This window comes from Yersinia sp. KBS0713 (assembly GCF_005937895.2).
Taxonomy (GTDB): domain Bacteria; phylum Pseudomonadota; class Gammaproteobacteria; order Enterobacterales; family Enterobacteriaceae; genus Yersinia; species Yersinia bercovieri.
In genome coordinates, this window is the sequence record NZ_CP042173.1 from 3,452,288 (window position 1) to 3,475,683 (window position 23,396).

The following is a 23,396-nucleotide window of genomic DNA, read 5'->3' on the forward strand; positions in this document are numbered from 1 at the left end:
GTCATATCCTCTGCTCGCGATTTAAAGTCGTTAAATCAATCTGATCGAAACGGTTTACTTGGGGGTGATGGCTCTCGCTATCGGGGAGGTCACGAATTAACTGGCAGGTGTGCCAGCCCGCCAGTTGTGCCGCATCCAGCTCCTGACGAATATCGGACAAGAACAGCAAAGCTTGCGGCGCGATAGCTAACTGACTGGCGATATTCTGATAAGAGCCGATCTCACGCTTGGCCCCGACATGGGTATCAAAATAGCCACTAAACAGTGGGCGTAAATCCCCCGCATCACTGTAACCAAACAGCAATTTCTGCGCCGCGACCGAGCCGGAGGAGTAGACATACAGCCCCACGCCCTGCTGTTGCCAATCAGCCAATTGCTGAGCGACCTCCGGGTAGAGATGGCCGCGAAAATCCCCTTGCAGATAACCGGTGCGCCAGATGATGCCCTGAATGGTTTTCAGCGCGGTAGACTTGCGATCTTCATCCATAAAACCGTGTAAGGCGACAGCCAGTGTTTCAATATCAGCCTCCGGCTGCGCCAATTCGCGGCGTAAATCCGCCAGCGCCGCAGCAATATCTACATCCTGCTGATGCTCAAGCAAAAAGGGTGTCAGCCGTTGGCGGGCATAGGGGAACAGCACTTGATGGACAAAACGGATGTCAGTGGTAGTACCTTCAATATCGGTCACAATCGCCTGAATCATTTGGCCTCCACTTTTTGCACGTTAACTTCTAGCAGCCGACGTTGCAGTTCACACTGGAACAGAAACTCCAGCCCTTCTAAATGGCGGCGAGCCTCAGCCACACTCGCCCCCCAGCAATAGAGGCCATGGCCACGGACCAAAAAACCATATTGCAGCGGGCGGTTGTCTGCCAGCGCTGCAACTCGTTGCGCCAGAGCGGGAATATCCTGGTCGTTATCAAAAATCGGGATCACTACGCTATCCAAGTGGCTGCGCTGGCCCGATAACGATTTTTGCATTTCGTAGCCTTGTAACACTAATTCATTGCTGCGCTCAACCCGTGATAGCACCGTGGCATTCACCGAGTGAGTATGTAGCACAGCATTGATTTCAGGATACAGGCGATAAAGCAAGGTATGTAGGCCGGTCTCCGCCGAGGGGGTGCGACCACTGGGAACATGGTTGTTCGCGGTTGCCACCAGCAAAAAATCGTCGGCGGTCAGGCTACCTTTATCTTTACCCGACTCCGTCACCAAACATTGAGCTAAATCCAGCCGCAGGGACATATTACCGCCAGTCGCCGGGCACCAGCCCTTTTCACCGATCCAGTGGCAAGCGGCTAACAGCGCGCCAAGTTGTACATTTTCTGTCATTGCATATCCCTGTTTTGATGTTGGTGTGCCGTGCTATGTTGCCACGGCAATCAGCCCGACGATAATGCTAAGCACATTTTTATCTATGCTTAGCAAATTACATCATTTAGCCGTTTATACATCTAAGCGTCTTGATTGCCAAATCTTAACATCGTGCTATATTTACGGCAACATACAGCTGACAGCAACATGCCGCATCAGGAGTCGTCCCTGCCATGAGTAACTTATCTCTTATTCCAGACAGTAAATTGCCGGCGCAAAGCACCACAATTTTCACGCAAATGAGTGCCTTGGCGCAAAAATATCAGGCGATTAACTTGTCGCAGGGGTTCCCTGATTTTGATGGCCCAGACTACCTAAAACAGCGATTGGCCTATCATGTCAACCAGGGTGCTAACCAATATGCCCCCATGACCGGCGTGGCACCGCTACGCAGTGCTATCGCTGAAAAAACGGCTCACCTCTATGGCTGGCGGCCCGATGCTGACAGCGAAGTCACCATTACCACCGGTGCCAGCGAAGCGCTATTTGCCGCCATTACCGCGTTGGTTCGCCCCGGCGATGAAGTTATCTGCTTTGATCCGAGCTATGACAGCTATGCGCCAGTGGTGAAACTGGCGGGCGGCATCCTCAAGCGCATTGCGCTCAAGCCTCCGGCATTTGCCATTGATTGGGCGGAGTTTGCTGATCTGATTTCTGAACGCACGCGACTGGTTATCGTCAATACACCGCATAACCCGTCGGCGACCGTATGGCGCGCCGCCGATTTTGAGCAGTTGTGGCAAGTGATTGCACAGCGCAATATTTATGTGCTGAGCGATGAAGTGTACGAGCACATCTGCTTTAGCGCCTCGGGCCATGCCAGTGTCCTGGCGCATCCGCAATTGCGCCAGCGGGCGATCGCCGTTTCATCATTCGGTAAAACCTTCCATATGACCGGTTGGAAGGTGGGCTATTGCGTCGCCCCCGCCGCCATCAGTGCTGAAGTGCGCAAAATTCACCAATACCTGACCTTCTCAGTTTGTACACCAGTGCAGCTTGCGCTGGCCGATATGCTGAATGCCGAGCCTGAGCACTGGCAACAACTGCCCGAGTTCTACCGCGCCCGCCGTGACCGCTTTATCAGCGCCCTGTCCAGCAGCCGCCTGAAGATCTTACCAAGTGAGGGCACCTACTTCCTGTTGGCCGATTACAGCGCGATTTCAGATCTCAATGATGTTGAATTCTGCATATGGCTAACTGAACAGGTGGGTGTGGCCGCGATCCCCTTATCGGTATTCTGCGAAGCCCCCTTCCCCCACAAACTGATCCGGCTGTGCTTCGCCAAACAGGAGGCGACGCTGGACGCCGCAGCGGAGCGATTATGTCAACTTTAAAACTGACGCTGCTGCAACAGCCACTGGTATGGCTGGATGCGCAGGCGAATCTGCGACACTTTGAGCTGCTGCTAGCGCCACTGCACCAGCGCGATGTGATTGTGCTACCAGAGATGTTTACCAGCGGTTTTGCCATGAATGCGGCTGACAGTGCGCTGCCGGAGAGCGAAATCGTCGCCTGGCTAGCTCACTGGGCCAGCCAAACCGAGGCGTTGATCGGCGGTAGTGTAGCGCTGAAAATAGCTGGCGGTGCCGTTAACCGTTTCTTGCTGGTCGAGCCGAGTGGCAGGGTTCATCACTACGATAAGCGCCATCTATTTCGCATGGCCGGTGAACACCACTATTATCAGGCGGGCACCGAACGCAAAGTGGTGGAGTGGCGCGGCTGGCGAATTCTGCCGCAAATCTGTTATGACCTGCGCTTTCCGGTGTGGGCGCGCAATCAGCAAGATTATGATTTAGCGCTCTATGTGGCGAACTGGCCAGCCGCCCGCACCAAACAGTGGCAAACCTTGCTGGCGGCCCGGGCGATAGAAAATCAGGCTTACGTCGCGGGCTGTAATCGCGTCGGCGATGATGACAACGGCCATCACTATCAGGGCGGCAGTGTGATTCTGGATATGCAGGGCGAGGCGCTGGCAGAGGCAGAATCGGAACAAGCTGCACAATTAGATGCTGAATTGTCTTTGGAGGCCTTGCAAGCCTATCGCGAGGCATTCCCCGCCTGGCGCGATAGCGACAAATTTTTACTGCGGTAATTTTTTACTGCGGCAGTGATTAGCCCCGGCCCCATCAGCAGCCGCGCCGGTGGGTTAATCTGGCTGAACAATGAAATCTGTTGCTCTGAACGCAGCGGCGTTTCTGACATAAAAATCGGCCGCAAATCATCCCACTCATCAGCAACAACAATATCTCACTCCGCAACAATATCTCACTCCACAACAATACGAAATGTGCTATCTCGAAATGAAATGACTCAAATAGCAATTATCCCTTGGTTTATCATTCTTAATTATCTAATACTGTTCGCCTTCTCAATTTAAGAATAATTCCTCATGACACAAAAAACCGAAAACGCCGGTTTAAGCCCCGCATTGATAGTGCTGATGTCGGTCGCCACCGGACTGGCGGTTGCCAGCAACTATTATGCCCAGCCACTGCTGGAAACCATTGCGCAAGCCTTTAATCTCTCGGTCAATCAGGCGGGGTTTATCGTCACGGCAGCCCAGCTCGGTTACGCCGTCGGGTTAATGTTCCTGGTTCCACTAGGGGATATGTTTGAACGCCGTGGACTGATTGTCGGTATGACCCTGCTGGCGGCAGGTGGCATGTTGATTACCGCGATGTCACAAAATCTCACCATGATGATTGTCGGCACCGCCCTCACCGGCCTGTTCTCAGTGGTGGCGCAACTACTGGTGCCGTTGGCGGCGACACTGGCAGCACCGGAAAAACGTGGCAAAGTGGTCGGCATTATCATGAGCGGCCTGTTGCTAGGGATTTTGCTGGCACGAACGGTGGCGGGCGCGTTGGCCTCAATTGGCGGCTGGCGCACCATCTATTGGGTCGCCAGCGCCCTGATGTTTATCATGGCATTGGTGTTGTGGCGCTACCTGCCGCGCTATAAGCAACACTCCGGTTTGAATTACGGCCAGTTGCTCGGTTCCATTTTCTCCTTATTTATCCGTACTCCAGTTCTGCGCACCCGTGCGCTACTCGGCGCATTGTCATTTGCCAACTTTAGTGTGTTGTGGACCTCAATGGCCTTCCTGTTGGCCGCACCACCATTCGGTTATTCCGAGGCGACTATTGGGCTATTTGGTTTGGTGGGCGCGGCTGGCGCATTGATGGCCACCAGAGCCGGACAGTTAGCCGATAAGGGAAAAGCTCGCATCACCACCAGCGTCGGTTTGGGATTACTGCTGCTGTCGTGGATACCGATCGCCTTGGGACAACACTCTATCATCGCGCTGATTATCGGGATTGTGGTGCTGGATTTGGCGGTGCAAGGGGTGCATGTTACCAACCAAAGCGTGATCTATCGTATGATGCCGGAAGCTAGAAATCGGTTAACTGCGGGCTATATGACCACCTACTTTATTGGTGGGGCCTTGGGTTCGCTGATCTCCGCCGCAGCCTATCAACACGCGGGCTGGTATGGGGTGGCCACCGCCGGTTTGGTGCTGTGTATCTTGAATATCACCACTTGGTTGGCCGGCAAACGATTTGATCCGCCCGCTGATCAACGGGTCGAGTGATTACGGTTAGTTAGTTAGCTAACTAATAATCAATAGAGATATAAATTTGGGTTATAGGGTATTAAGACAATTCCCACTCTGTTAATGTTACATAACATGTTTTTTTACTCTGTGATCCAATAGTTATGCCAAGCCAAATCACCGATGCCCCGCCGGCGACTCAGCCGGCCGCCACCTTTATCGAAGGGATTACCGATAGCCTGCCCATCGTTATCGGCTATCTGCCCGTGGCATTCGCTTTTGGCCTCAGTTCGGTAAAACTTGGCTTTACCCCGTGGGAAGCTATTTTCTTTTCTTGCATCATATATGCCGGAGCCAGCCAATTTGTTATCACTGCGCTATTGAGCGCCGGAATGTCATTGTGGGTTTCAGCACTGACCGTGATGGCAATGGATATTCGCCATATCTTGTATGGCCCCGCACTTAAGCACCGTATTTTGAGCAAACTCTCCGGCAAAAAGAGCGCCCTGTGGGCCTTCGGCCTGACCGATGAAGTCTTTGCTGCCGCCACCACCAAACTGATGAAAGAGCAACGGCGCTGGAGCGAAAATTGGATGCTCGGCATCGCCTTTACCTCTTGGCTCTCTTGGGTGGCGGGAACCGCTATCGGGGCGATGTTTGGCAATGGCCCGCTGGAGAATTTCCCGGCAATTGAAGCTTCGCTCTCCTTTATGTTACCGGCGCTGTTCCTCAGTTTTCTGCTGGCCTCATTTAAGCGCCAATACAGTTTGACTGTGATCGCCTCTCTAAGTGGCGCATTACTGGGCGTATTGCTGTTCTCAATTCCGGTCGCCATTTTGGCTGGCATTGGCGGCGGCTGTCTGGCCGCCCTGCTTCAACCCGCCCCCGCAGCGGTCAGCGAACAACCCGAGAGTAGCCAACAGGAGTCAGCACCATGAATATGGATGTTCTGATCATTGGGTTAGTGGTGGGGACGGTAAACTATCTATTTCGTTATTTGCCTCTGCGCTTAGGGCCAGCGCGCAAACCAGCGGGCTTGCAGCGGGGGAGAGTTTCACTGCTGCTCGACAGCATCGGCATCGCCTCTATTTGCGCCTTGTTAGTGGTCTCCAGTACCCCGGAAATCATGCATAACCCGCAAAAGTTAGTGCCCACTCTTATTGGTTTTTTAGTGATCTGCGGATGCTTTTATAAAACCAACAGTATTATCTTCGCCACCTTACTTGGCGCTCTCAGCTACGGTCTGACATTCAAGCTACTCATGATTTTGGTGTAACCATTTGCCTGAATTGTGAGCTGAAACACAATACCCTTACAATTAGTGGCACTAATTACTAACAAATAGTGACTGAATAACACTAATTGCTAAATTTTTATCGAATTATACCGTTTACATTATTAGTAACTATCGTTACTGTACCATTTGAAATTAATGAGGCTCCTTATAATGGAAAGTTCATTTAGTCCCATAGAACAGATGCTTAATTTTCGTGCCAAACGCCAGAAAGATTTCCCTTATCAGGAGATCCTACTGACGCGATTGTGTATGCATATGCACAGTAAATTACTCGAAAACCGCAACAAAATGCTAAAAGCGCAAGGGATTAACGAAACCCTATTTATGGCGCTAATTACGCTGGATGCGCAGGAAAGTCGCAGTATCCAACCGTCAGAATTAAGTGCGGCACTGGGATCTTCACGGACCAATGCAACGCGCATCGCTGACGAACTGGAGAAAAAAGGCTGGATTGAGCGCCGCGAAAGTCAAAATGATCGTCGTTGCTTGCACTTGCATCTGACCGAGGCGGGCGTTGAATTTCTCAATCAACTGCTGCCCCCACAACATAAGTGTCTGCATTTTCTTTGGTCAACACTCGACGCTGACGAGCAGCAACAACTGGAAACGCTGACGCGCAAGTTACTGTCCCGTTTAGATCAAATGGAAATACCGGAACAGTAACTCCAACGTTTCATCCAGATAGCCAGGTAAATAACTATGTCATCCCCACATAGCTGGAGACTCACGCCCTTGTTCGCCATCTCTTTTACTGGCTGCTGGCGACGTTCAAGCCCCTGTCAGGGATAGTTCACAAAATAAAACAATATAAATTAAGTTTTTCCCTATAGATTTCAATGCGCTATAAGGCGACTTGAGAGATGACGGGTATAAGGCTTGGAGAACACCATGAGTACGAACGCGGAAAACCAAACCCCGCCACAACCGCAGAATAAAAAGATGCAACGTAAACGCGTGCTACTCTCACTGACGGTGATTTTTATCATTATTGGCGTGGCCTATCTGATCTACTGGTTCCTGGTGCTGCGTCATCACCAACAGACTGATAATGCTTATGTTTCAGGCAATCAGGTGCAGATCATGTCGCAAGTGTCTGGCAGCGTGGTCAGTGTCAACTTTGAAAATACTGACCTGGTCAAAAGCGGCGATGTACTGGTCGCCCTGGACCCAACAGATGCCGAACAAGCCTATGAGCAGGCAAAAACCGCGCTGGCCAACAGCGTGCGTCAAACCCACCAGCTCATCATTAATAGCAAACAGTATCAGGCCAATATTGCCCTGAAAAAAACCGAGCTGAGCAAAGCACAAAATGATCTGAGCCGCCGTGTGGTATTGGGTTCTGTTAATGCGATTGGCCGTGAAGAGCTGCAACATGCGCGCGATGCGGTAGATGCAGCACAAGCATCGCTGGATGTGGCGATTCAACAATACAACGCCAATCAAGCGCTGGTGCTAAATACGCCGCTGGAAAAACAACCGGCGATCGAGCAGTCGGCCGCCAAGCTACGTGATGCCTGGCTTGCGTTACAACGCACCAAGGTTGTCAGCCCAATCACCGGCTATGTTTCACGCCGAAGTGTGCAGGTGGGTGCCAAGATTGCTAATGGTGCGCCATTGATGGCGGTGATCCCCGCAAATCAGATGTGGATTGATGCCAACTTTAAAGAGACCCAGTTAGCCAATATGCGCATCGGCCAATCCGCGACTGTGGTGACCGATTTCTACGGCGATGATGTGGTTTATCAGGGGAAAGTGGTCGGTCTGGATATGGGAACCGGTAGCGCCTTCTCCCTGTTACCGGCGCAGAATGCCACCGGTAACTGGATCAAAGTGGTTCAGCGTCTGCCGGTTCGTATCTCACTGGATGAGCAGCAACTGGCTGAGCACCCGCTGCGTATTGGCCTATCTACCACTGTGAGAGTGGACACCGCCAATCCCGATGGTCAAGTGTTAGCGCAAATCGTGCGTAAAGATCCTGCCTTTGTCACCCATGCGTTGTCACTGAATTTAGCGCCAGTGAATCAAATGATTAGCGACATTATTCATGCGAATGCAGGTTAATGTGCATGCAAACGCAGGTTAAGTGCGGAGGCCGCTGTGGCACAAAAACCGCTTGAAGGCGCCCAACTTGCCTGGATGACGGTTGCGCTATCATTAGCGACCTTTATGCAGGTGCTGGACTCCACCATTGCTAACGTGGCGATCCCGACGATTGCAGGTGATCTTGGCTCGTCCAACTCGCAAGGCACTTGGGTGATTACCTCTTTTGGGGTGGCAAATGCTATCTCAATCCCCATTACCGGCTGGTTAGCCAAGCGCATCGGTGAAGTGCGCTTGTTCCTCTGGGCGACGGGATTGTTTGCATTGGCCTCATGGCTGTGCGGTATCTCAAACAGTCTAGGGATGCTTATCTTCTTCCGGGTGATCCAGGGCCTGGTTGCCGGGCCATTGATCCCGCTATCACAAAGTTTGCTGCTAAATAACTACCCGCCAGCGAAGCGAAGTATGGCCCTGGCATTGTGGTCAATGACGATTGTCGTGGCCCCGATATTTGGGCCGATCCTCGGCGGTTATATCAGCGACAACTATCATTGGGGCTGGATCTTCTTTATCAACATCCCGATCGGGTTGGTGGTAATTTTGATGGCGGGCAGTACCCTGAAAGGGCGAGAGACCAAAACCGAAATCAAACCCATCGATACCGTGGGGCTGGTGTTATTGGTGGTCGGCATCGGTGCCTTGCAAATCATGCTTGACCAGGGCAAGGAGCTGGATTGGTTTAACTCAACCGAGATTATCGTGCTGACGGTCATCGCGGTAATTGCCATTACCTTCCTGATCGTTTGGGAGCTAACTGATGACCATCCGGTGATCGATTTATCACTATTCAAATCGAGAAACTTTACCATTGGGTGCCTGTGTATCAGCCTCGCCTATATGTTGTACTTCGGCGCCATTGTCTTGCTGCCGCAGCTACTACAGGAGGTCTATGGCTACACTGCCACATGGGCCGGTTTGGCCTCCGCCCCGGTCGGGATATTGCCGGTGTTGCTGTCGCCGATTATTGGCCGTTTCTCCCATCGAATTGATATGCGGCAGCTAGTGACATTCAGCTTCATTATGTATGCAGTTTGTTTCTACTGGCGGGCATATACATTCGAACCGGGGATGGATTTTGGTGCGTCGGCGTGGCCACAGTTTGTGCAAGGCTTTGCCATTGCTTGCTTCTTTATGCCACTGACCGCCATTACCCTCTCCGGCTTGCCGCCAGAGCGCATGGCAGCGGCATCCAGCTTATCTAACTTCCTGCGAACCTTGGCGGGGTCGATTGGTACCTCAATCACCACCACCCTGTGGACGCAAAGAGAGTCGATGCACCATTCGCAGCTAACGGAGTTTGTTAACCCGTTCAATCCCAATGCGACGCAGAGTTATCAGGAGCTGGAGAAGCTGGGGATGAGTCAGCAGCAAGCCTCGGCTTATCTGGCGCGAGAGATAACCAATCAGGGGCTGATTATCTCAGCAAACGAGATCTTCTGGCTCTCTGCAGGGGTGTTCCTGCTACTGCTGGCGCTGGTTTGGTTCGCAAGACCACCATTCACCTCCGGTGGCAGTGGTGGCGGCGCGCACTAGTGGCGTAAACGCAGACTGACAAAAAGGGGCGCTGAAGATTAATTTCAGCGCCCCTTTTTTATGAACAAAGTGCTAGTGGCGGAGAGAACAAACAGATCGTAAAGCCGCCGTAGATCCATCCCTGGCGCGAACACTTTACTCTTCTGCCTGTCATCACCGTTCCTGCGGCGTCAAGGGCGCAGGGTATTAGTTAGCGCTATTTTGACGCCACCACTCTGCTAACAGAATCCCGGTGGCAACCGACACGTTGAGACTCTCAACCCGCCCGGTACCGCCGATAGAGACACTCATATCGCCCTGCTGCCATGCACTGTCGGTCAGACCATCACTCTCCTGACCTAATACCAACACCATTTTAGCTGGCAGTTCAGCTTTCGACAGAGTGACACCTTTATGGCTGGAGGTGGTGACTATGGTGTAACCCGCTTTACGGAAGGTATCCAGCACCGAGAGGAAATCATCAGCATTGATTGCCTTGATGTGCTCTGCACCGCCTTCCGCAGTACGCACCGCTGCACCAGACTCCAGCATCGCCGGGTCTTGTAACAGCACGCCGTTGATACCGAAATGTGCGCAGGTACGCATAATACCGCCCAGATTATGTGGATTACCCACATCTTCCAGCGCCAGCACACAATCTTTCGCCTGAGTCTGCTGTTGCAGATAGGTTTCTGCATCCAGCCCCTGACGCTTTTTAATCAGGAAACAAACGCCGCCATGGTGTTCAGTACCAGACGCCTTCGCCAGCTCATCTTCCTCAACCACATGGTAAGCCTTGCGGTTAGCCGCCATCCATTTCAGCGCTTCGCGGAAACGTGGGGTGACTGACTGCACAAACCATGCGCGGACGATCGCATCAGGACGGCTTTCGAACAGCGCCTTACAGGCGTTTTCGCCATAAACACGAGTCTCTTCAGCCCGCTGACGGCGCAACTGCGCAGGGTCAACATGGCTTTTACCGCTGATACCGCCGTGATCAAACTCTGGCTCTTCCGATGGTGCACGGGAGACGGTTTTCCACGGTGAATCGTAAGGGCCGCTACTTTCAGAACGTGCCGGACGGCTAGGACGATCACGGTCATTACGGCCTGAATCATTACGACGTGAGTCACTATTACGCGGTGAGCTGCCCCGACCAGCATTATCACCCGGACGACCTTTTGCGGCCGGACGCGGATTTTTATTACGGTTATTGCTGTTACGGTCGTCGCTGCTTTCGTCACTGCGGACGTACATCACTTTAACTTTGCCGTTTTTGCCACTAAATGAATCGTTCATTGTCTTCTCCACCAACGCGCAGGGCGCGAAGATTACCTGATGTCCGCCCGGTTAGCCATAAGCAAGCGCTAAAAGCTACCAACTATCGTATTCATCGAATAAACCTTTTTGGCACCGCCTCTATTTATACCCATAATAGATAACAACAACGAAACAATTCAGCGCCCCTTGGCTGTCTGGTTTCTTTTATCTACTCAGAGACAAAATAAAGGCTAATGTATGAATACGGTATGCACAGCTTGTATGGCGACTAATCGCCTGCCGGAAGAACGTATTGATGACGGCGCTAAATGTGGGCGCTGCGGCCACTCTTTATTTGATGGCGAAGTGATTAACGCCACCGCCGAAACACTGGATAAACTGCTGCAAGATGACCTAGCCATCGTTATCGACTTCTGGGCACCTTGGTGTGGCCCTTGCCGCAGCTTTGCGCCGATCTTTGAAGCAGTCGCTGCAGAGCGCGCCGGAAAAGTCCGCTTCGTGAAAGTCAACACTGAAGCAGAGCCTGCGCTCAGCACCCGTTTCCGTATTCGCAGCATTCCGACTATTATGCTGTATCGGAACGGGAAAATGGTCGACATGCTCAACGGTGCAGTACCGAAAGTGCCGTTTGATAATTGGTTGGATGAACAATTAGCAGCAGAGCCGGTCGCCCGCTAAGTTAGTTTAACCCATTTATCGCCGCTCGGGGCGGCTCAGTTCGACGTCCCGATAAAAACCACGCCCTGACACTTTTCTGCCGGGGCGTGGTTTTATTGTATAACTCATGGGGAGGCTTGATTAGAATAGCGCTATTTCTTAGGAGTCCGTCGTGACTGAATCATCAACCACCGACCATGAATTGCTGGCAGATATCGTTGTGCCAGCAGTCATTACGACGGAAAATGCCGTACTGCGTTTACGGCAACGGCGCTTAGCCGCCTCCACCCGTGCTTATCGCGCCCGAGGTTGCCGCGCAATTCGTTGCCAGAGCTGCCTGTTAACAGAGCGATTTTGCTTGTGTGACACCATCAAACCACAATCGGCGAGTAGTCGCTTCTGCCTAATTATGTTTGATACTGAGCCGCTAAAGCCGAGTAATACCGGCCGCCTGATTGCCGATATTCTCCCTAATACCCAAGCTTTCCTTTGGGCGCGTACTGAAGTTGACCCTGCATTGCTAGCCGCCATCCGTGATCCAGCACGTCAGCCGTATGTGGTCTTTCCAGAGAAATATGCCGAACCGCCACGGCAGGTACTCAATCAATTACCCATCAACGATAAGCCACCGCTATTTATTTTGCTGGATGGCACCTGGACCGAAGCAAAAAAAATGTTTCGCAAAAGCCCCTACCTCGCCGATTTACCTCTGCTGTCGCTGAATGTTACAACGGCTTCCGATTATCTTTTGCGCGAAGCACCGCGACCGGAACAGCACTGTACTGTCGAGGTCGCCGCGGCGCTGCTCCAGCAAGCGGGCGATATGCAAGCGGCGGAGGGGCTAACCGCCCATTTCCACTACTTCCGCCAGCAGTATTTAGCCGGAAAACCTCATCATCCAGTGGGGCGAGTCACAGCAAGCCCCGAAAAAATCGCATAAAATCATTCAAGCGGCCTTTGGCTTATCCCTAATAGATTTCAGGGTGCAGGAAGGCGGTCAATCAGTGATCCGGGTAATAAATCTGCCAGGAGCCGATTTGAATGCGGCTTACAGCGGCCTGCTAGAGGCGAGACCCATGAATGGGCTGAGTAACGAATGCAGCCAACACAGCTGCAACTTGAAAGATGACGGGGATAAATAATGAGTCAACGTGGATTAGAAGCCCTACTACGCCCGAAATCTATTGCGGTGATTGGCGCTTCTGAAAAACCTGAGCGCGCCGGTTTCCTGATGATGCGTAATTTGCTGGATGGTGGCTTCAGTGGCCCTGTTCTGCCGGTCACCCCGACTCATAAAGCCGTTTGTGGTGTGCTGGCTTACGCGGATATCGCCAGCCTGCCGATCACGCCGGATCTGGCTATCCTCTGCACTCATGATCGCCGTAATCTGACGTTACTCGAAGACTTAGGCGTTCGTGGCTGTAAGGCGGTGATTATTCTCTCTGCCGCGACGGAACAATTTGCAGAACTCAAAGCCTGCGCCCATCGTCATCATATGCGGCTGCTTGGCCCCAACAGCCTCGGCTTACTCGCCCCCTGGCAAGGGTTGAATGCCAGCTTCTCGCCGGTGCCGATTAAAAAAGGGCGACTGGCGTTTATCTCCCAGTCGGCGGCGGTAGCAAATACCATTCTGGACTGGGCGCAGCAGCGGGAAGTGGGCTTCTCATACTTTATTGCGCTGGGTGATAGCTTGGATATTGATGTCGATGACTTGCTCGATTTCCTCGCCAGAGACGGTAAAACCAGCGCCATCATGCTGTATATCGAACATATTAGCGATGCACGCCGCTTTTTATCCGCATCGCGTAGTGCTTCACGTAATAAACCGATTCTGGTGGTCAAAAGTGGCCGCAGCCAACGCGCACAGCAGTTACTGAATGGTCAACAAGGGTTGGATGCTGCTTATGATGCTGCGATTCAGCGCGCGGGTCTGTTGCGGGTGCAAGATACCCACGAGCTGTTCTCCGCCGTCGAAACCTTGAGCCACATGCACCCACTGCGAGGTGAGCGCTTACTCATTGTCAGTAACGGGGCCGCACCTGCGGCCATGGCACTGGATGAGCTGATCAGCCGTAATGGCAAGCTAGCTACACTGTCTGATACGACGCAATCCGCCCTGAGTGCAGCGCTACCCTCTTTTATTTCCTTACGCAACCCAATAGACCTGCGAGATGACGCCAGCGCTGAGCGCTATTTAGCGGCGGTTAAACCCTTATTAGACAGCACCGACTATGATGCGTTGCTGCTGATTCACTCACCGAGCGCCGCCGCACCGGGCAGTAAAACGGCCGAACTATTGATCTCCGCCATTCGTCAGCATCCACGAGGTAAACGCATCACCCTGTTAACTAACTGGTGCGGAGAGTATTCATCGCAAGATGCCCGCCGTCTGTTCACTGAAGCAGGGATACCCACCTACCGCACACCGGAAGGGGCCATTACCGCCTTTATGCATATGGTGGAGTATCGCCGTAACCAGAAACAGTTGAAAGAGACCCCCGCACTGCCACTGGATCTCACCGCCAATACCGCGCATGTGCATCAATTGATCCGTCAGGCGCTGGCTGAAGGTACTACCCAGCTCGACACCCATGAAGTGCAGCCGATACTGGAAGCTTATGGCCTGAGTATGCTGCCGACCTGGATTGCCAGCGATAGCGTCGAAGCGGTGCATATCGCCGAACGCCTGGGCTATCCGGTCGCCATTAAACTGCGCTCACCTGATATTCCGCACAAATCTGAAGTTCAGGGGGTGATGCTCTACCTGCGCACCGCGATTGAAGTACAGCGGGCCGCAGACGATATTCTTGATCGAGTCAAGCGCACCTATCCGCAAGCCCGCATCCACGGTTTGCTGGTGCAAAGCATGGCGAACCGCGCCGGAGCGCAGGAGCTGCGAATTGCGGTAGAGCAGGATGCCATTTTCGGTCCGCTGATTATGTTGGGCGAAGGTGGCATCGAGTGGCATCATGAAACACAGGCCGCAGTAGCGCTGCCGCCACTCAATATGGCACTGGCCCGCTATCTGATCATACAAGCAGTCAAAGGCGGGAAAATCCGCAGCCGTGGATCACTGCAACCTCTGGATATTCCAGGATTAAGCCGCCTGCTGGTGCAAGTTTCCAACTTGATTCTCGATTGCCCCGAGATCACCCGCTTAGATATTCACCCGGTGCTTGCTTCTGGCAGTGAGTTTACTCTGCTGGATGTTTCAATGCAGTTGGCACCGGTCAGCGGCGATCCACAGGCGCGCTTAGCTATTCGTCCCTACCCCCACGAGCTAGAAGAAACTGTGGTGCTAAAAGATGGCTCTCAATGCCTATTCCGCCCAATCTTGCCGGAAGATGAACCGCTACTAAAACTGTTTATTGATCAGGTCACTAAAGAAGATCTCTACTATCGCTACTTCAGCGAAATCAATGAATTCAGCCACGATGATTTGGCGAATATGACGCAAATTGACTATGATCGGGAAATGGCTTTTGTTGCTGTGCGCCAGAGTACGACGGGGCCGGAAATCATCGGCGTGACACGAGCGCTGTCAGATCCGGATAATATCGATGCTGAGTTTGCCGTACTGGTGCGTTCAGACCTCAAAGGGCTAGGGCTGGGGCGGGAGTTGCTAGAAAAGATGATTCAATATACCCGCAGCCATGGATTAACACGACTAACGGCGATCACCATGCCCAACAACCGTGGCATGATCGGTTTGGCTAAAAAGCTCGGTTTTAGTATTGATGTACAGATGGAAGATGGGATCGTTAATCTGGAACTGACACTGTGATTTCAGTTACATGAATCGCCGTGATATACGCCACAACCCCAAACGATTAGGCCATTAACCGGCAAAACTTGCGCACAATCCGGAAAAGTAGTGGTATTATCGCCGACTCTATGGATTAGTGTTTTTTTGCATATGGCGGTTTTGCCATTAAATAACAAGAGAAGAAGCGCACTGTGATGTTGTCAAAATTCAAACGTAGTAAACATCAACAACACCTTGCACAACTGCCCAAACTCCCCCAGCCAGTTGATGATGTCCAAACGCTTTATTGCCCCAAGGTTTTCCGCTCCACTCTCTTGGAATTGATAGGTCAGGCGACCAAACGTATCTATCTGGTGGCACTTTACCTTGAGCAGGATGATGCGGGCCGTGACGTGATGAACGCCCTCTATCAAGCCAAACAGCAGCGTCCAGGGCTGGAAATCTGTGTGCTGGTAGACTGGCACCGCGCTCAACGTGGTCGTATCGGGGCCGCCGCAGTCAATACTAATGCTGATTGGTATTGTGAAATGGCCGCACAGCATCCCAATGTCTGCGTGCCAATTTATGGTGTTCCGGTCAATACCCGCGAAGCCCTTGGCGTACTGCATCTGAAAGGTTTTATCATTGATGACACCGTGATTTACAGTGGTGCTAGCATCAATGATGTCTATCTCCATCAAAACGATAAATATCGTTATGATCGCTATCAGCTCATCACTAATTCATCACTAGCCGATATCATGGTTGATTACGTGAAACAGCGGGTACTGAGTGCCGGTGCCGTTCAACGCCTTGATCGTACAGATAGGCCAACTAATCCTGAAATCAAAAATGAAACACGCCAGTTCCGCTCATCACTGCGCGATATCGGATATCAATTTCCAGCGCAAGCTGGTAACGATGAATTGGCAGTCACACCGCTGGTTGGATTAGGCAAAAAAAGTCAGCTAAACAAAACGATTCATCATCTAATGGCTTCCGCTGATGAGCGCCTGACGATTTGTACGCCATACTTTAATTTGCCCGCACTGTTAGTTCGTAACATCATCTATTTGCTGCGGGAAGGTAAACAAGTTGAGATTATTGTCGGCGACAAAACGGCAAATGACTTTTATATCCCAGAAGATCAACCGTTTAAAATTATCGGCGCATTACCCTACTTATATGAAATTAACTTGCGCCGTTTTCTCAGTCGCTTACAGCGCTTTGTTGATAACGGACAACTCATTGTTCGTTTGTGGAAAGATGGCGACAATACCTATCATCTAAAAGGGATGTGGGTCGATAATAACTGGCAATTGATTACCGGTAATAATCTGAATCCACGTGCATGGCGTTTAGATCTGGAAAATGCCATTTTGATCCACGATCCTAAGCATGAGATGCATGAGCAACGTACTAAAGAGTTAGATTGCATTCGTACCCATACCAAAGTGGTCTCACACTACCTTGAGTTAGAGAATATTCAGCAGTATCCCGTCAAAGTACGTAAACTGATCCGCCGTTTACGTAGAATTCGTATCGACCGCCTAATTAGCCGCATACTCTAAATCTGAAATATAAAACTCGGCTTATATGTCGAGTTGATGAGATGGCCCCCTGTGAGCAATAAGCTGGCAGGGTGTTTTTTAGGGGAGTGACACTCAGCGGTATCAATCTTGTTAAGCCCCTTTCACTTTCGTTTTCAACAGAAATTTGGCAACCCATTGTTGTAACAGAAATTTCCCCTTATGTAATTCACTCAGAACCTTCCTGCCCCAGCCAGAACTTGATACAAGAGTATAAAACTAATCAATTATCCTCACTGATATCCAAAACCACTGATGCGGTTGAAGATCAGATATCCACAAGAACGATCCCTTCCACCGTTCCAAAAACACAGTTCTTTTTCAGCGGCTGGTATACGACAGCTTACAGTTCAGTGAGCATAGAAAATCCGGGAGGATCTGAGTAATAAGTTGTTAGTTACTGATTTAGATGAGCTTATGGATGATTGAATGAGTGGTTGAGTGGTTGAGTGAATGGTCACTTTTAATTTATTCGATGGCAATGATAAAAGATGATTATTTTTCCATTTATATAATGCAAAAAACCCCTGAATCATTGATTCAGGGGTTTTGCAATAAGTGGCGGAACGGACGGGGCTCGAACCCGCGACCCCCTGCGTGACAGGCAGGTATTCTAACCAACTGAACTACCGCTCCACCGATTCTTTTACGTGTATCTTCCCGATACTTACCCCTTACAGGGCCAGCGCTCCGCGCTGTGCAAAACCGCTTCTGGCGATTTTGTCAGTTACCAGATGTCACTCTGATAACTCGTGTTTGATGCCTGGCAGTGTCCTACTCTCGCATGGGGAGACCCCACACTACCATCGGCGCTACGGCGTTTCACTTCTGAGTTCGGCATGGGATCAGGTGGGACCACCGCGCTATGGCCGCCAGGCAAATTCTGTTTTAACTCACCCGCTTCACAATAATATATCGTGCAGCCAGTCAGTCCAATCTCGGAACTTCGCTGAAAATCTCTCTCTCAAACCACCAAAACACCTTTGGTGTTGTAAGGTTAAGCCTCACGGATCATTAGTACTGGTTAGCTCAATGCATCGCTGCACTTACACACCCAGCCTATCAACGTCATAGTCTTTAACGTTCCTTCAGGGGGCTTAAAGCCCCAGGGAAGACTCATCTCGAGGCAAGTTTCCCGCTTAGATGCTTTCAGCGGTTATCTCTTCCGAATTTAGCTACCGGGCAATGCCATTGGCATGACAACCCGAACACCAGTGATTCGTCCACTCCGGTCCTCTCGTACTAGGAGCAGCCCCTCTCAATCTTCCAACGCCCACGGCAGATAGGGACCGAACTGTCTCACGACGTTCTAAACCCAGCTCGCGTACCACTTTAAATGGCGAACAGCCATACCCTTGGGACCTACTTCAGCCCCAGGATGTGATGAGCCGACATCGAGGTGCCAAACACCGCCGTCGATATGAACTCTTGGGCGGTATCAGCCTGTTATCCCCGGAGTACCTTTTATCCGTTGAGCGATGGCCCTTCCATTCAGAACCACCGGATCACTAAGACCTACTTTCGTACCTGCTCGAGCCGTCACTCTCGCAGTCAAGCTAGCTTATGCCTTTGCACTAACCTCACGATGTCCGACCGTGATTAGCTAACCTTCGTGCTCCTCCGTTACTCTTTGGGAGGAGACCGCCCCAGTCAAACTACCCACCAGACACTGTCCTCACCCCAGATTATGGGGCCGAGTTAGAACATCAAACATTAAAGGGTGGTATTTCAAGGTTGGCTCCATGCAGACTGGCGTCCACACTTCAATGCCTCCCACCTATCCTACACATCAAGGCTCAATGTTCAGTGTCAAGCTATAGTAAAGGTTCACGGGGTCTTTCCGTCTTGCCGCGGGTACACTGCATCTTCACAGCGAGTTCAATTTCACTGAGTCTCGGGTGGAGACAGCCTGGCCATCATTACGCCATTCGTGCAGGTCGGAACTTACCCGACAAGGAATTTCGCTACCTTAGGACCGTTATAGTTACGGCCGCCGTTTACTGGGGCTTCGATCAAGAGCTTCGCCTTGCGGCTGACCCCATCAATTAACCTTCCAGCACCGGGCAGGCGTCACACCGTATACGTCCACTTTCGTGTTTGCACAGTGCTGTGTTTTTATTAAACAGTTGCAGCCAGCTGGTATCTGCGACTGGCTTCAGCTCCGAGAGCAAGTCTCTTCACCTAGCGCCAGCGTGCCTTCTCCCGAAGTTACGGCACCATTTTGCCTAGTTCCTTCACCCGAGTTCTCTCAAGCGCCTGAGTATTCTCTACCTGACCACCTGTGTCGGTTTGGGGTACGATTTAATGTTACCTGATGCTTAGAGGCTTTTCCTGGAAGCTTGGCATCAACTACTTCACCACCGTAGTGGCTCGTCATCACACCTCAGCGTTGATAAGCAACCGGATTTACCTGGTCACTCCGCCTACATGCTTAAACCGGGACAACCGTCGCCCGGCTAGCCTAGCCTTCTCCGTCCCCCCTTCGCAGTAACACCAAGTACAGGAATATTAACCTGTTTCCCATCGACTACGCTTTTCAGCCTCGCCTTAGGGGTCGACTCACCCTGCCCCGATTAACGTTGGACAGGAACCCTTGGTCTTCCGGCGTGCGGGTTTTTCACCCGCATTATCGTTACTTATGTCAGCATTCGCACTTCTGATACCTCCAGCAACCCTCACAGGTCACCTTCAACGGCTTACAGAACGCTCCCCTACCCAACAACACCTAAGTGTCGCTGCCGCAGCTTCGGTGCATGGTTTAGCCCCGTTACATCTTCCGCGCAGGCCGACTCGACCAGTGAGCTATTACGCTTTCTTTAAATGATGGCTGCTTCTAAGCCAACATCCTGGCTGTCTGTGCCTTCCCACATCGTTTCCCACTTAACCATGACTTTGGGACCTTAGCTGGCGGTCTGGGTTGTTTCCCTCTTCACGACGGACGTTAGCACCCGCCGTGTGTCTCCCGTGATAACATTCTTCGGTATTCGGAGTTTGCATCGGTTTGGTAAGTCGGGATGACCCCCTAGCCGAAACAGTGCTCTACCCCCGAAGATGAGTTCACGAGGCGCTACCTAAATAGCTTTCGGGGAGAACCAGCTATCTCCCGGTTTGATTGGCCTTTCACCCCCAGCCACAAGTCATCCGCTAATTTTTCAACATTAGTCGGTTCGGTCCTCCAGTTAGTGTTACCCAACCTTCAACCTGCCCATGGCTAGATCACCGGGTTTCGGGTCTATACCTTGCAACTAGACGCCCAGTTAAGACTCGGTTTCCCTACGGCTCCCCTATTCGGTTAACCTTGCTACAAAATATAAGTCGCTGACCCATTATACAAAAGGTACGCAGTCACACCACGAAGGTGCTCCCACTGCTTGTACGTACACGGTTTCAGGTTCTATTTCACTCCCCTCGCCGGGGTTCTTTTCGCCTTTCCCTCACGGTACTGGTTCACTATCGGTCAGTCAGGAGTATTTAGCCTTGGAGGATGGTCCCCCCATATTCAGACAGGATGTCACGTGTCCCGCCCTACTCATCGAGTTCACAGAATATGCATTTTTGTGTACGGGACTATCACCCTGTACCGTGCGACTTTCCAGACGCTTCCACTAACACATAAACTGATTCAGACTCTGGGCTCTTCCCCGTTCGCTCGCCGCTACTGGGGGAATCTCGGTTGATTTCTTTTCCTCGGGGTACTTAGATGTTTCAGTTCCCCCGGTTCGCCTTGCATGGCTATGTATTCACCATGCAATAGTGCAACGAATTGCACTGGGTTTCCCCATTCGGGTATCGTCGGTTGTAACGCTTCATATCAGCTTACCGACGCTTTTCGCAGATTAGCACGCCCTTCATCGCCTCTGACTGCCTAGGCATCCACCGTGTACGCTTAGTCGCTTAACCTCACAACCCGAAGGTGTCTTTGCAGACCCTTTGCGTTGCGATTATTTGAGAGACTCTAATACAGGCTACTCTTTATCTCAGTCACTCTACGGAGAGATAAGTTTCAGCTGTATTGTTTCAATTTTCAGCTTGTTCCAGATTGTTAAAGAGCAATATTTCACAACACACTGTGTCTTGCGACCGCAGTACGTTTTGAAATAGTTTTTTATATGGTGGAGCTAAGCGGGATCGAACCGCTGACCTCCTGCGTGCAAGGCAGGCGCTCTCCCAGCTGAGCTATAGCCCCATATAAAAAGCAAATCACCTTATTGCTGCAACTCAACAGGGAATGGTGAGTTGGTGGGTCTGAGTGGACTTGAACCACCGACCTCACCCTTATCAGGGGTGCGCTCTAACCACCTGAGCTACAGACCCAACAAGGTACTAAAGCCCGGCTAATCTCTCAGCCCGGCCTTATTTGCTCGTTACTTTCTATCAGACAATCTGTGTGGGCACTGCGCAATGCGTATCGTGAGGTAAGGAGGTGATCCAACCGCAGGTTCCCCTACGGTTACCTTGTTACGACTTCACCCCAGTCATGAATCACAAAGTGGTAAGCGCCCTCCCGAAGGTTAAGCTACCTACTTCTTTTGCAACCCACTCCCATGGTGTGACGGGCGGTGTGTACAAGGCCCGGGAACGTATTCACCGTAGCATTCTGATCTACGATTACTAGCGATTCCGACTTCATGGAGTCGAGTTGCAGACTCCAATCCGGACTACGACAGACTTTATGTGGTCCGCTTGCTCTCGCGAGTTCGCTTCACTTTGTATCTGCCATTGTAGCACGTGTGTAGCCCTACTCGTAAGGGCCATGATGACTTGACGTCATCCCCACCTTCCTCCGGTTTGTCACCGGCAGTCTCCCTTGAGTTCCCACCATTACGTGCTGGCAACAAAGGATAAGGGTTGCGCTCGTTGCGGGACTTAACCCAACATTTCACAACACGAGCTGACGACAGCCATGCAGCACCTGTCTCACAGTTCCCGAAGGCACCGAAGCATCTCTGCTAAGTTCTGTGGATGTCAAGAGTAGGTAAGGTTCTTCGCGTTGCATCGAATTAAACCACATGCTCCACCGCTTGTGCGGGCCCCCGTCAATTCATTTGAGTTTTAACCTTGCGGCCGTACTCCCCAGGCGGTCGACTTAACGCGTTAGCTCCGGAAGCCACGCCTCAAGGGCACAACCTCCAAGTCGACATCGTTTACAGCGTGGACTACCAGGGTATCTAATCCTGTTTGCTCCCCACGCTTTCGCACCTGAGCGTCAGTCTTTGTCCAGGGGGCCGCCTTCGCCACCGGTATTCCTCCAGATCTCTACGCATTTCACCGCTACACCTGGAATTCTACCCCCCTCTACAAGACTCTAGCTTGCCAGTTTCAAATGCAGTTCCCACGTTAAGCGCGGGGATTTCACATCTGACTTAACAAACCGCCTGCGTGCGCTTTACGCCCAGTAATTCCGATTAACGCTTGCACCCTCCGTATTACCGCGGCTGCTGGCACGGAGTTAGCCGGTGCTTCTTCTGCGAGTAACGTCAATCAATCGTGCTATTAACACGACTGCCTTCCTCCTCGCTGAAAGTGCTTTACAACCCGAAGGCCTTCTTCACACACGCGGCATGGCTGCATCAGGCTTGCGCCCATTGTGCAATATTCCCCACTGCTGCCTCCCGTAGGAGTCTGGACCGTGTCTCAGTTCCAGTGTGGCTGGTCATCCTCTCAGACCAGCTAGGGATCGTCGCCTAGGTGAGCCATTACCCCACCTACTAGCTAATCCCATCTGGGTTCATCCGATGGCGTGAGGCCCGAAGGTCCCCCACTTTGCTCTTACGAGGTCATGCGGTATTAGCTACCGTTTCCAGTAGTTATCCCCCTCCATCAGGCAGATCCCCAGACATTACTCACCCGTCCGCCGCTCGCCGGCGAAGTAGTAAACTACTTCCCGCTGCCGCTCGACTTGCATGTGTTAGGCCTGCCGCCAGCGTTCAATCTGAGCCATGATCAAACTCTTCAATTTAAGATTTGTTTGATTTGCTACCGAAGTAGCGATGCTCAAAGATTACTTTCTGCAAATATGCATTCGAACCGAAGTTCAAATGTGTACTGCTTTGGTCACTCTTCAAGACTTTGATATTGCTTCTGTCTGCCAAAACAGGCTTCGATATCGTCTTGCGAGTGCCCACACAGATTGTCTGATAAATTGTTAAAGAGCGTTCGTTACCCGTTGGCCTTTCAGCGAATCTTACGGTAACGCGGGAGGAAGATAATACGCTTTCCCGCTGAAGAGTCAAGGTGTTATTTGATTTCTTTCGAACTCAAACGCGTTCTTTTCTCTTCCTGACC

The 23,396-nt window shown here is 51.6% G+C and carries 15 protein-coding genes, 3 tRNA genes and 3 rRNA genes; 12 read left to right on the forward strand and 9 right to left on the reverse strand.

From position 1 onward, the window contains the following. Position 1: 1 nt before the first annotated feature. Both mtnC and FFE93_RS16535 read right to left on the reverse strand, forming a co-directional pair. Complete coding sequence (gene mtnC, locus FFE93_RS16530) at positions 2-703, reverse strand: acireductone synthase (protein WP_049602037.1); 702 nt, start codon at positions 701-703, stop codon at positions 2-4. Beyond that, positions 700-1,335, reverse strand: a complete 636-nt coding sequence (locus FFE93_RS16535; RefSeq protein ID WP_049602032.1) for a methylthioribulose 1-phosphate dehydratase — start codon at positions 1,333-1,335, stop codon at positions 700-702. Before FFE93_RS16535 ends, mtnC begins: the two co-directional genes overlap by 4 nt. A gap of 215 nt (positions 1,336-1,550) precedes the next feature. On the opposite strand from FFE93_RS16535, the gene FFE93_RS16540 reads away from it, so the two are divergent. The 8 genes from FFE93_RS16540 to emrB all read left to right on the forward strand — a co-directional run bounded on the left by FFE93_RS16540 (position 1,551) and on the right by emrB (position 9,860). Then, on the forward strand, positions 1,551-2,711 hold the full coding sequence (locus FFE93_RS16540) for a pyridoxal phosphate-dependent aminotransferase (protein ID WP_005274991.1): 1,161 nt from the start codon (positions 1,551-1,553) through the stop codon (positions 2,709-2,711). Then, positions 2,699-3,469: an amidohydrolase gene (locus tag FFE93_RS16545; protein ID WP_032898040.1), complete on the forward strand. Its 771-nt coding sequence runs from the start codon at positions 2,699-2,701 to the stop codon at positions 3,467-3,469. Before FFE93_RS16540 ends, FFE93_RS16545 begins: the two co-directional genes overlap by 13 nt. A 297-nt stretch (positions 3,470-3,766) precedes the next feature. After that, positions 3,767-4,969: an MFS transporter gene (locus tag FFE93_RS16550; protein ID WP_005274997.1), complete on the forward strand. Its 1,203-nt coding sequence runs from the start codon at positions 3,767-3,769 to the stop codon at positions 4,967-4,969. A 125-nt stretch (positions 4,970-5,094) separates the two neighbouring features. Then, positions 5,095-5,868 carry an AzlC family ABC transporter permease gene (locus FFE93_RS16555; protein WP_005274999.1) on the forward strand — a complete coding sequence of 258 codons (774 nt, stop codon included), beginning with the start codon at positions 5,095-5,097 and terminating at the stop codon, positions 5,866-5,868. Then, positions 5,865-6,206: an L-valine transporter subunit YgaH gene (gene ygaH, locus FFE93_RS16560; RefSeq protein WP_032898041.1), complete on the forward strand. Its 342-nt coding sequence runs from the start codon at positions 5,865-5,867 to the stop codon at positions 6,204-6,206. Before FFE93_RS16555 ends, ygaH begins: the two co-directional genes overlap by 4 nt. A 171-nt stretch (positions 6,207-6,377) precedes the next feature. Next, on the forward strand, positions 6,378-6,890 hold the full coding sequence (mprA, locus tag FFE93_RS16565; protein WP_032898043.1) for a transcriptional repressor MprA: 513 nt from the start codon (positions 6,378-6,380) through the stop codon (positions 6,888-6,890). A gap of 225 nt (positions 6,891-7,115) precedes the next feature. Then, complete coding sequence (gene emrA, locus FFE93_RS16570; RefSeq protein ID WP_005275005.1) at positions 7,116-8,288, forward strand: multidrug efflux MFS transporter periplasmic adaptor subunit EmrA; 1,173 nt, start codon at positions 7,116-7,118, stop codon at positions 8,286-8,288. A gap of 36 nt (positions 8,289-8,324) precedes the next feature. Next, positions 8,325-9,860 (forward strand): multidrug efflux MFS transporter permease subunit EmrB, encoded by a 1,536-nt coding sequence (gene emrB, locus FFE93_RS16575; protein ID WP_005275007.1) that lies wholly within the window; start codon positions 8,325-8,327, stop codon positions 9,858-9,860. 186 nt (positions 9,861-10,046) lie between these two features. Here the strand turns inward: emrB and FFE93_RS16580 are convergent, their stop codons facing one another. Continuing rightward, positions 10,047-11,138, reverse strand: a complete 1,092-nt coding sequence (locus tag FFE93_RS16580; RefSeq protein ID WP_005275009.1) for a tRNA/rRNA methyltransferase — start codon at positions 11,136-11,138, stop codon at positions 10,047-10,049. A 219-nt stretch (positions 11,139-11,357) separates the two neighbouring features. On the opposite strand from FFE93_RS16580, the gene trxC reads away from it, so the two are divergent. From trxC to pssA, 4 genes are all read left to right on the forward strand, one after another. Continuing rightward, positions 11,358-11,798, forward strand: coding sequence for a thioredoxin TrxC (gene trxC / locus FFE93_RS16585; RefSeq protein ID WP_032898045.1), 441 nt, complete (start codon positions 11,358-11,360; stop codon positions 11,796-11,798). 151 nt (positions 11,799-11,949) lie between these two features. After that, a complete protein-coding gene (locus tag FFE93_RS16590) occupies positions 11,950-12,717 on the forward strand; it encodes a tRNA-uridine aminocarboxypropyltransferase (protein WP_049602025.1) in 768 nt (255 codons plus the stop codon). A 201-nt stretch (positions 12,718-12,918) separates the two neighbouring features. Continuing rightward, positions 12,919-15,561, forward strand: a complete 2,643-nt coding sequence (locus FFE93_RS16595; RefSeq protein WP_005275017.1) for a bifunctional acetate--CoA ligase family protein/GNAT family N-acetyltransferase — start codon at positions 12,919-12,921, stop codon at positions 15,559-15,561. A gap of 179 nt (positions 15,562-15,740) precedes the next feature. Then, positions 15,741-17,093, forward strand: coding sequence for a CDP-diacylglycerol--serine O-phosphatidyltransferase (pssA, locus tag FFE93_RS16600; RefSeq protein WP_409994339.1), 1,353 nt, complete (start codon positions 15,741-15,743; stop codon positions 17,091-17,093). Positions 17,094-17,670: 577 nt separating this feature from the next. Here the strand turns inward: pssA and FFE93_RS16605 are convergent. The 6 genes from FFE93_RS16605 to FFE93_RS16630 form a co-directional block, all read right to left on the reverse strand. After that, a tRNA-Asp gene (locus tag FFE93_RS16605) sits at positions 17,671-17,747 on the reverse strand. Positions 17,748-17,872: 125 nt separating this feature from the next. Then, positions 17,873-17,988: ribosomal RNA gene (gene rrf / locus FFE93_RS16610) — 5S ribosomal RNA — on the reverse strand. 116 nt (positions 17,989-18,104) lie between these two features. Then, positions 18,105-21,011 (reverse strand): 23S ribosomal RNA (locus tag FFE93_RS16615). Positions 21,012-21,221: 210 nt separating this feature from the next. Continuing rightward, positions 21,222-21,297 (reverse strand) — tRNA-Ala (locus FFE93_RS16620). A 51-nt stretch (positions 21,298-21,348) separates the two neighbouring features. Then, positions 21,349-21,425 (reverse strand) — tRNA-Ile (locus tag FFE93_RS16625). A gap of 102 nt (positions 21,426-21,527) precedes the next feature. Then, positions 21,528-23,070, reverse strand: a 16S ribosomal RNA gene (locus tag FFE93_RS16630). Together the 16S, 23S and 5S rRNA genes with 3 tRNA genes alongside form the textbook arrangement of a ribosomal RNA operon. Positions 23,071-23,396: the final 326 nt, after the last annotated feature.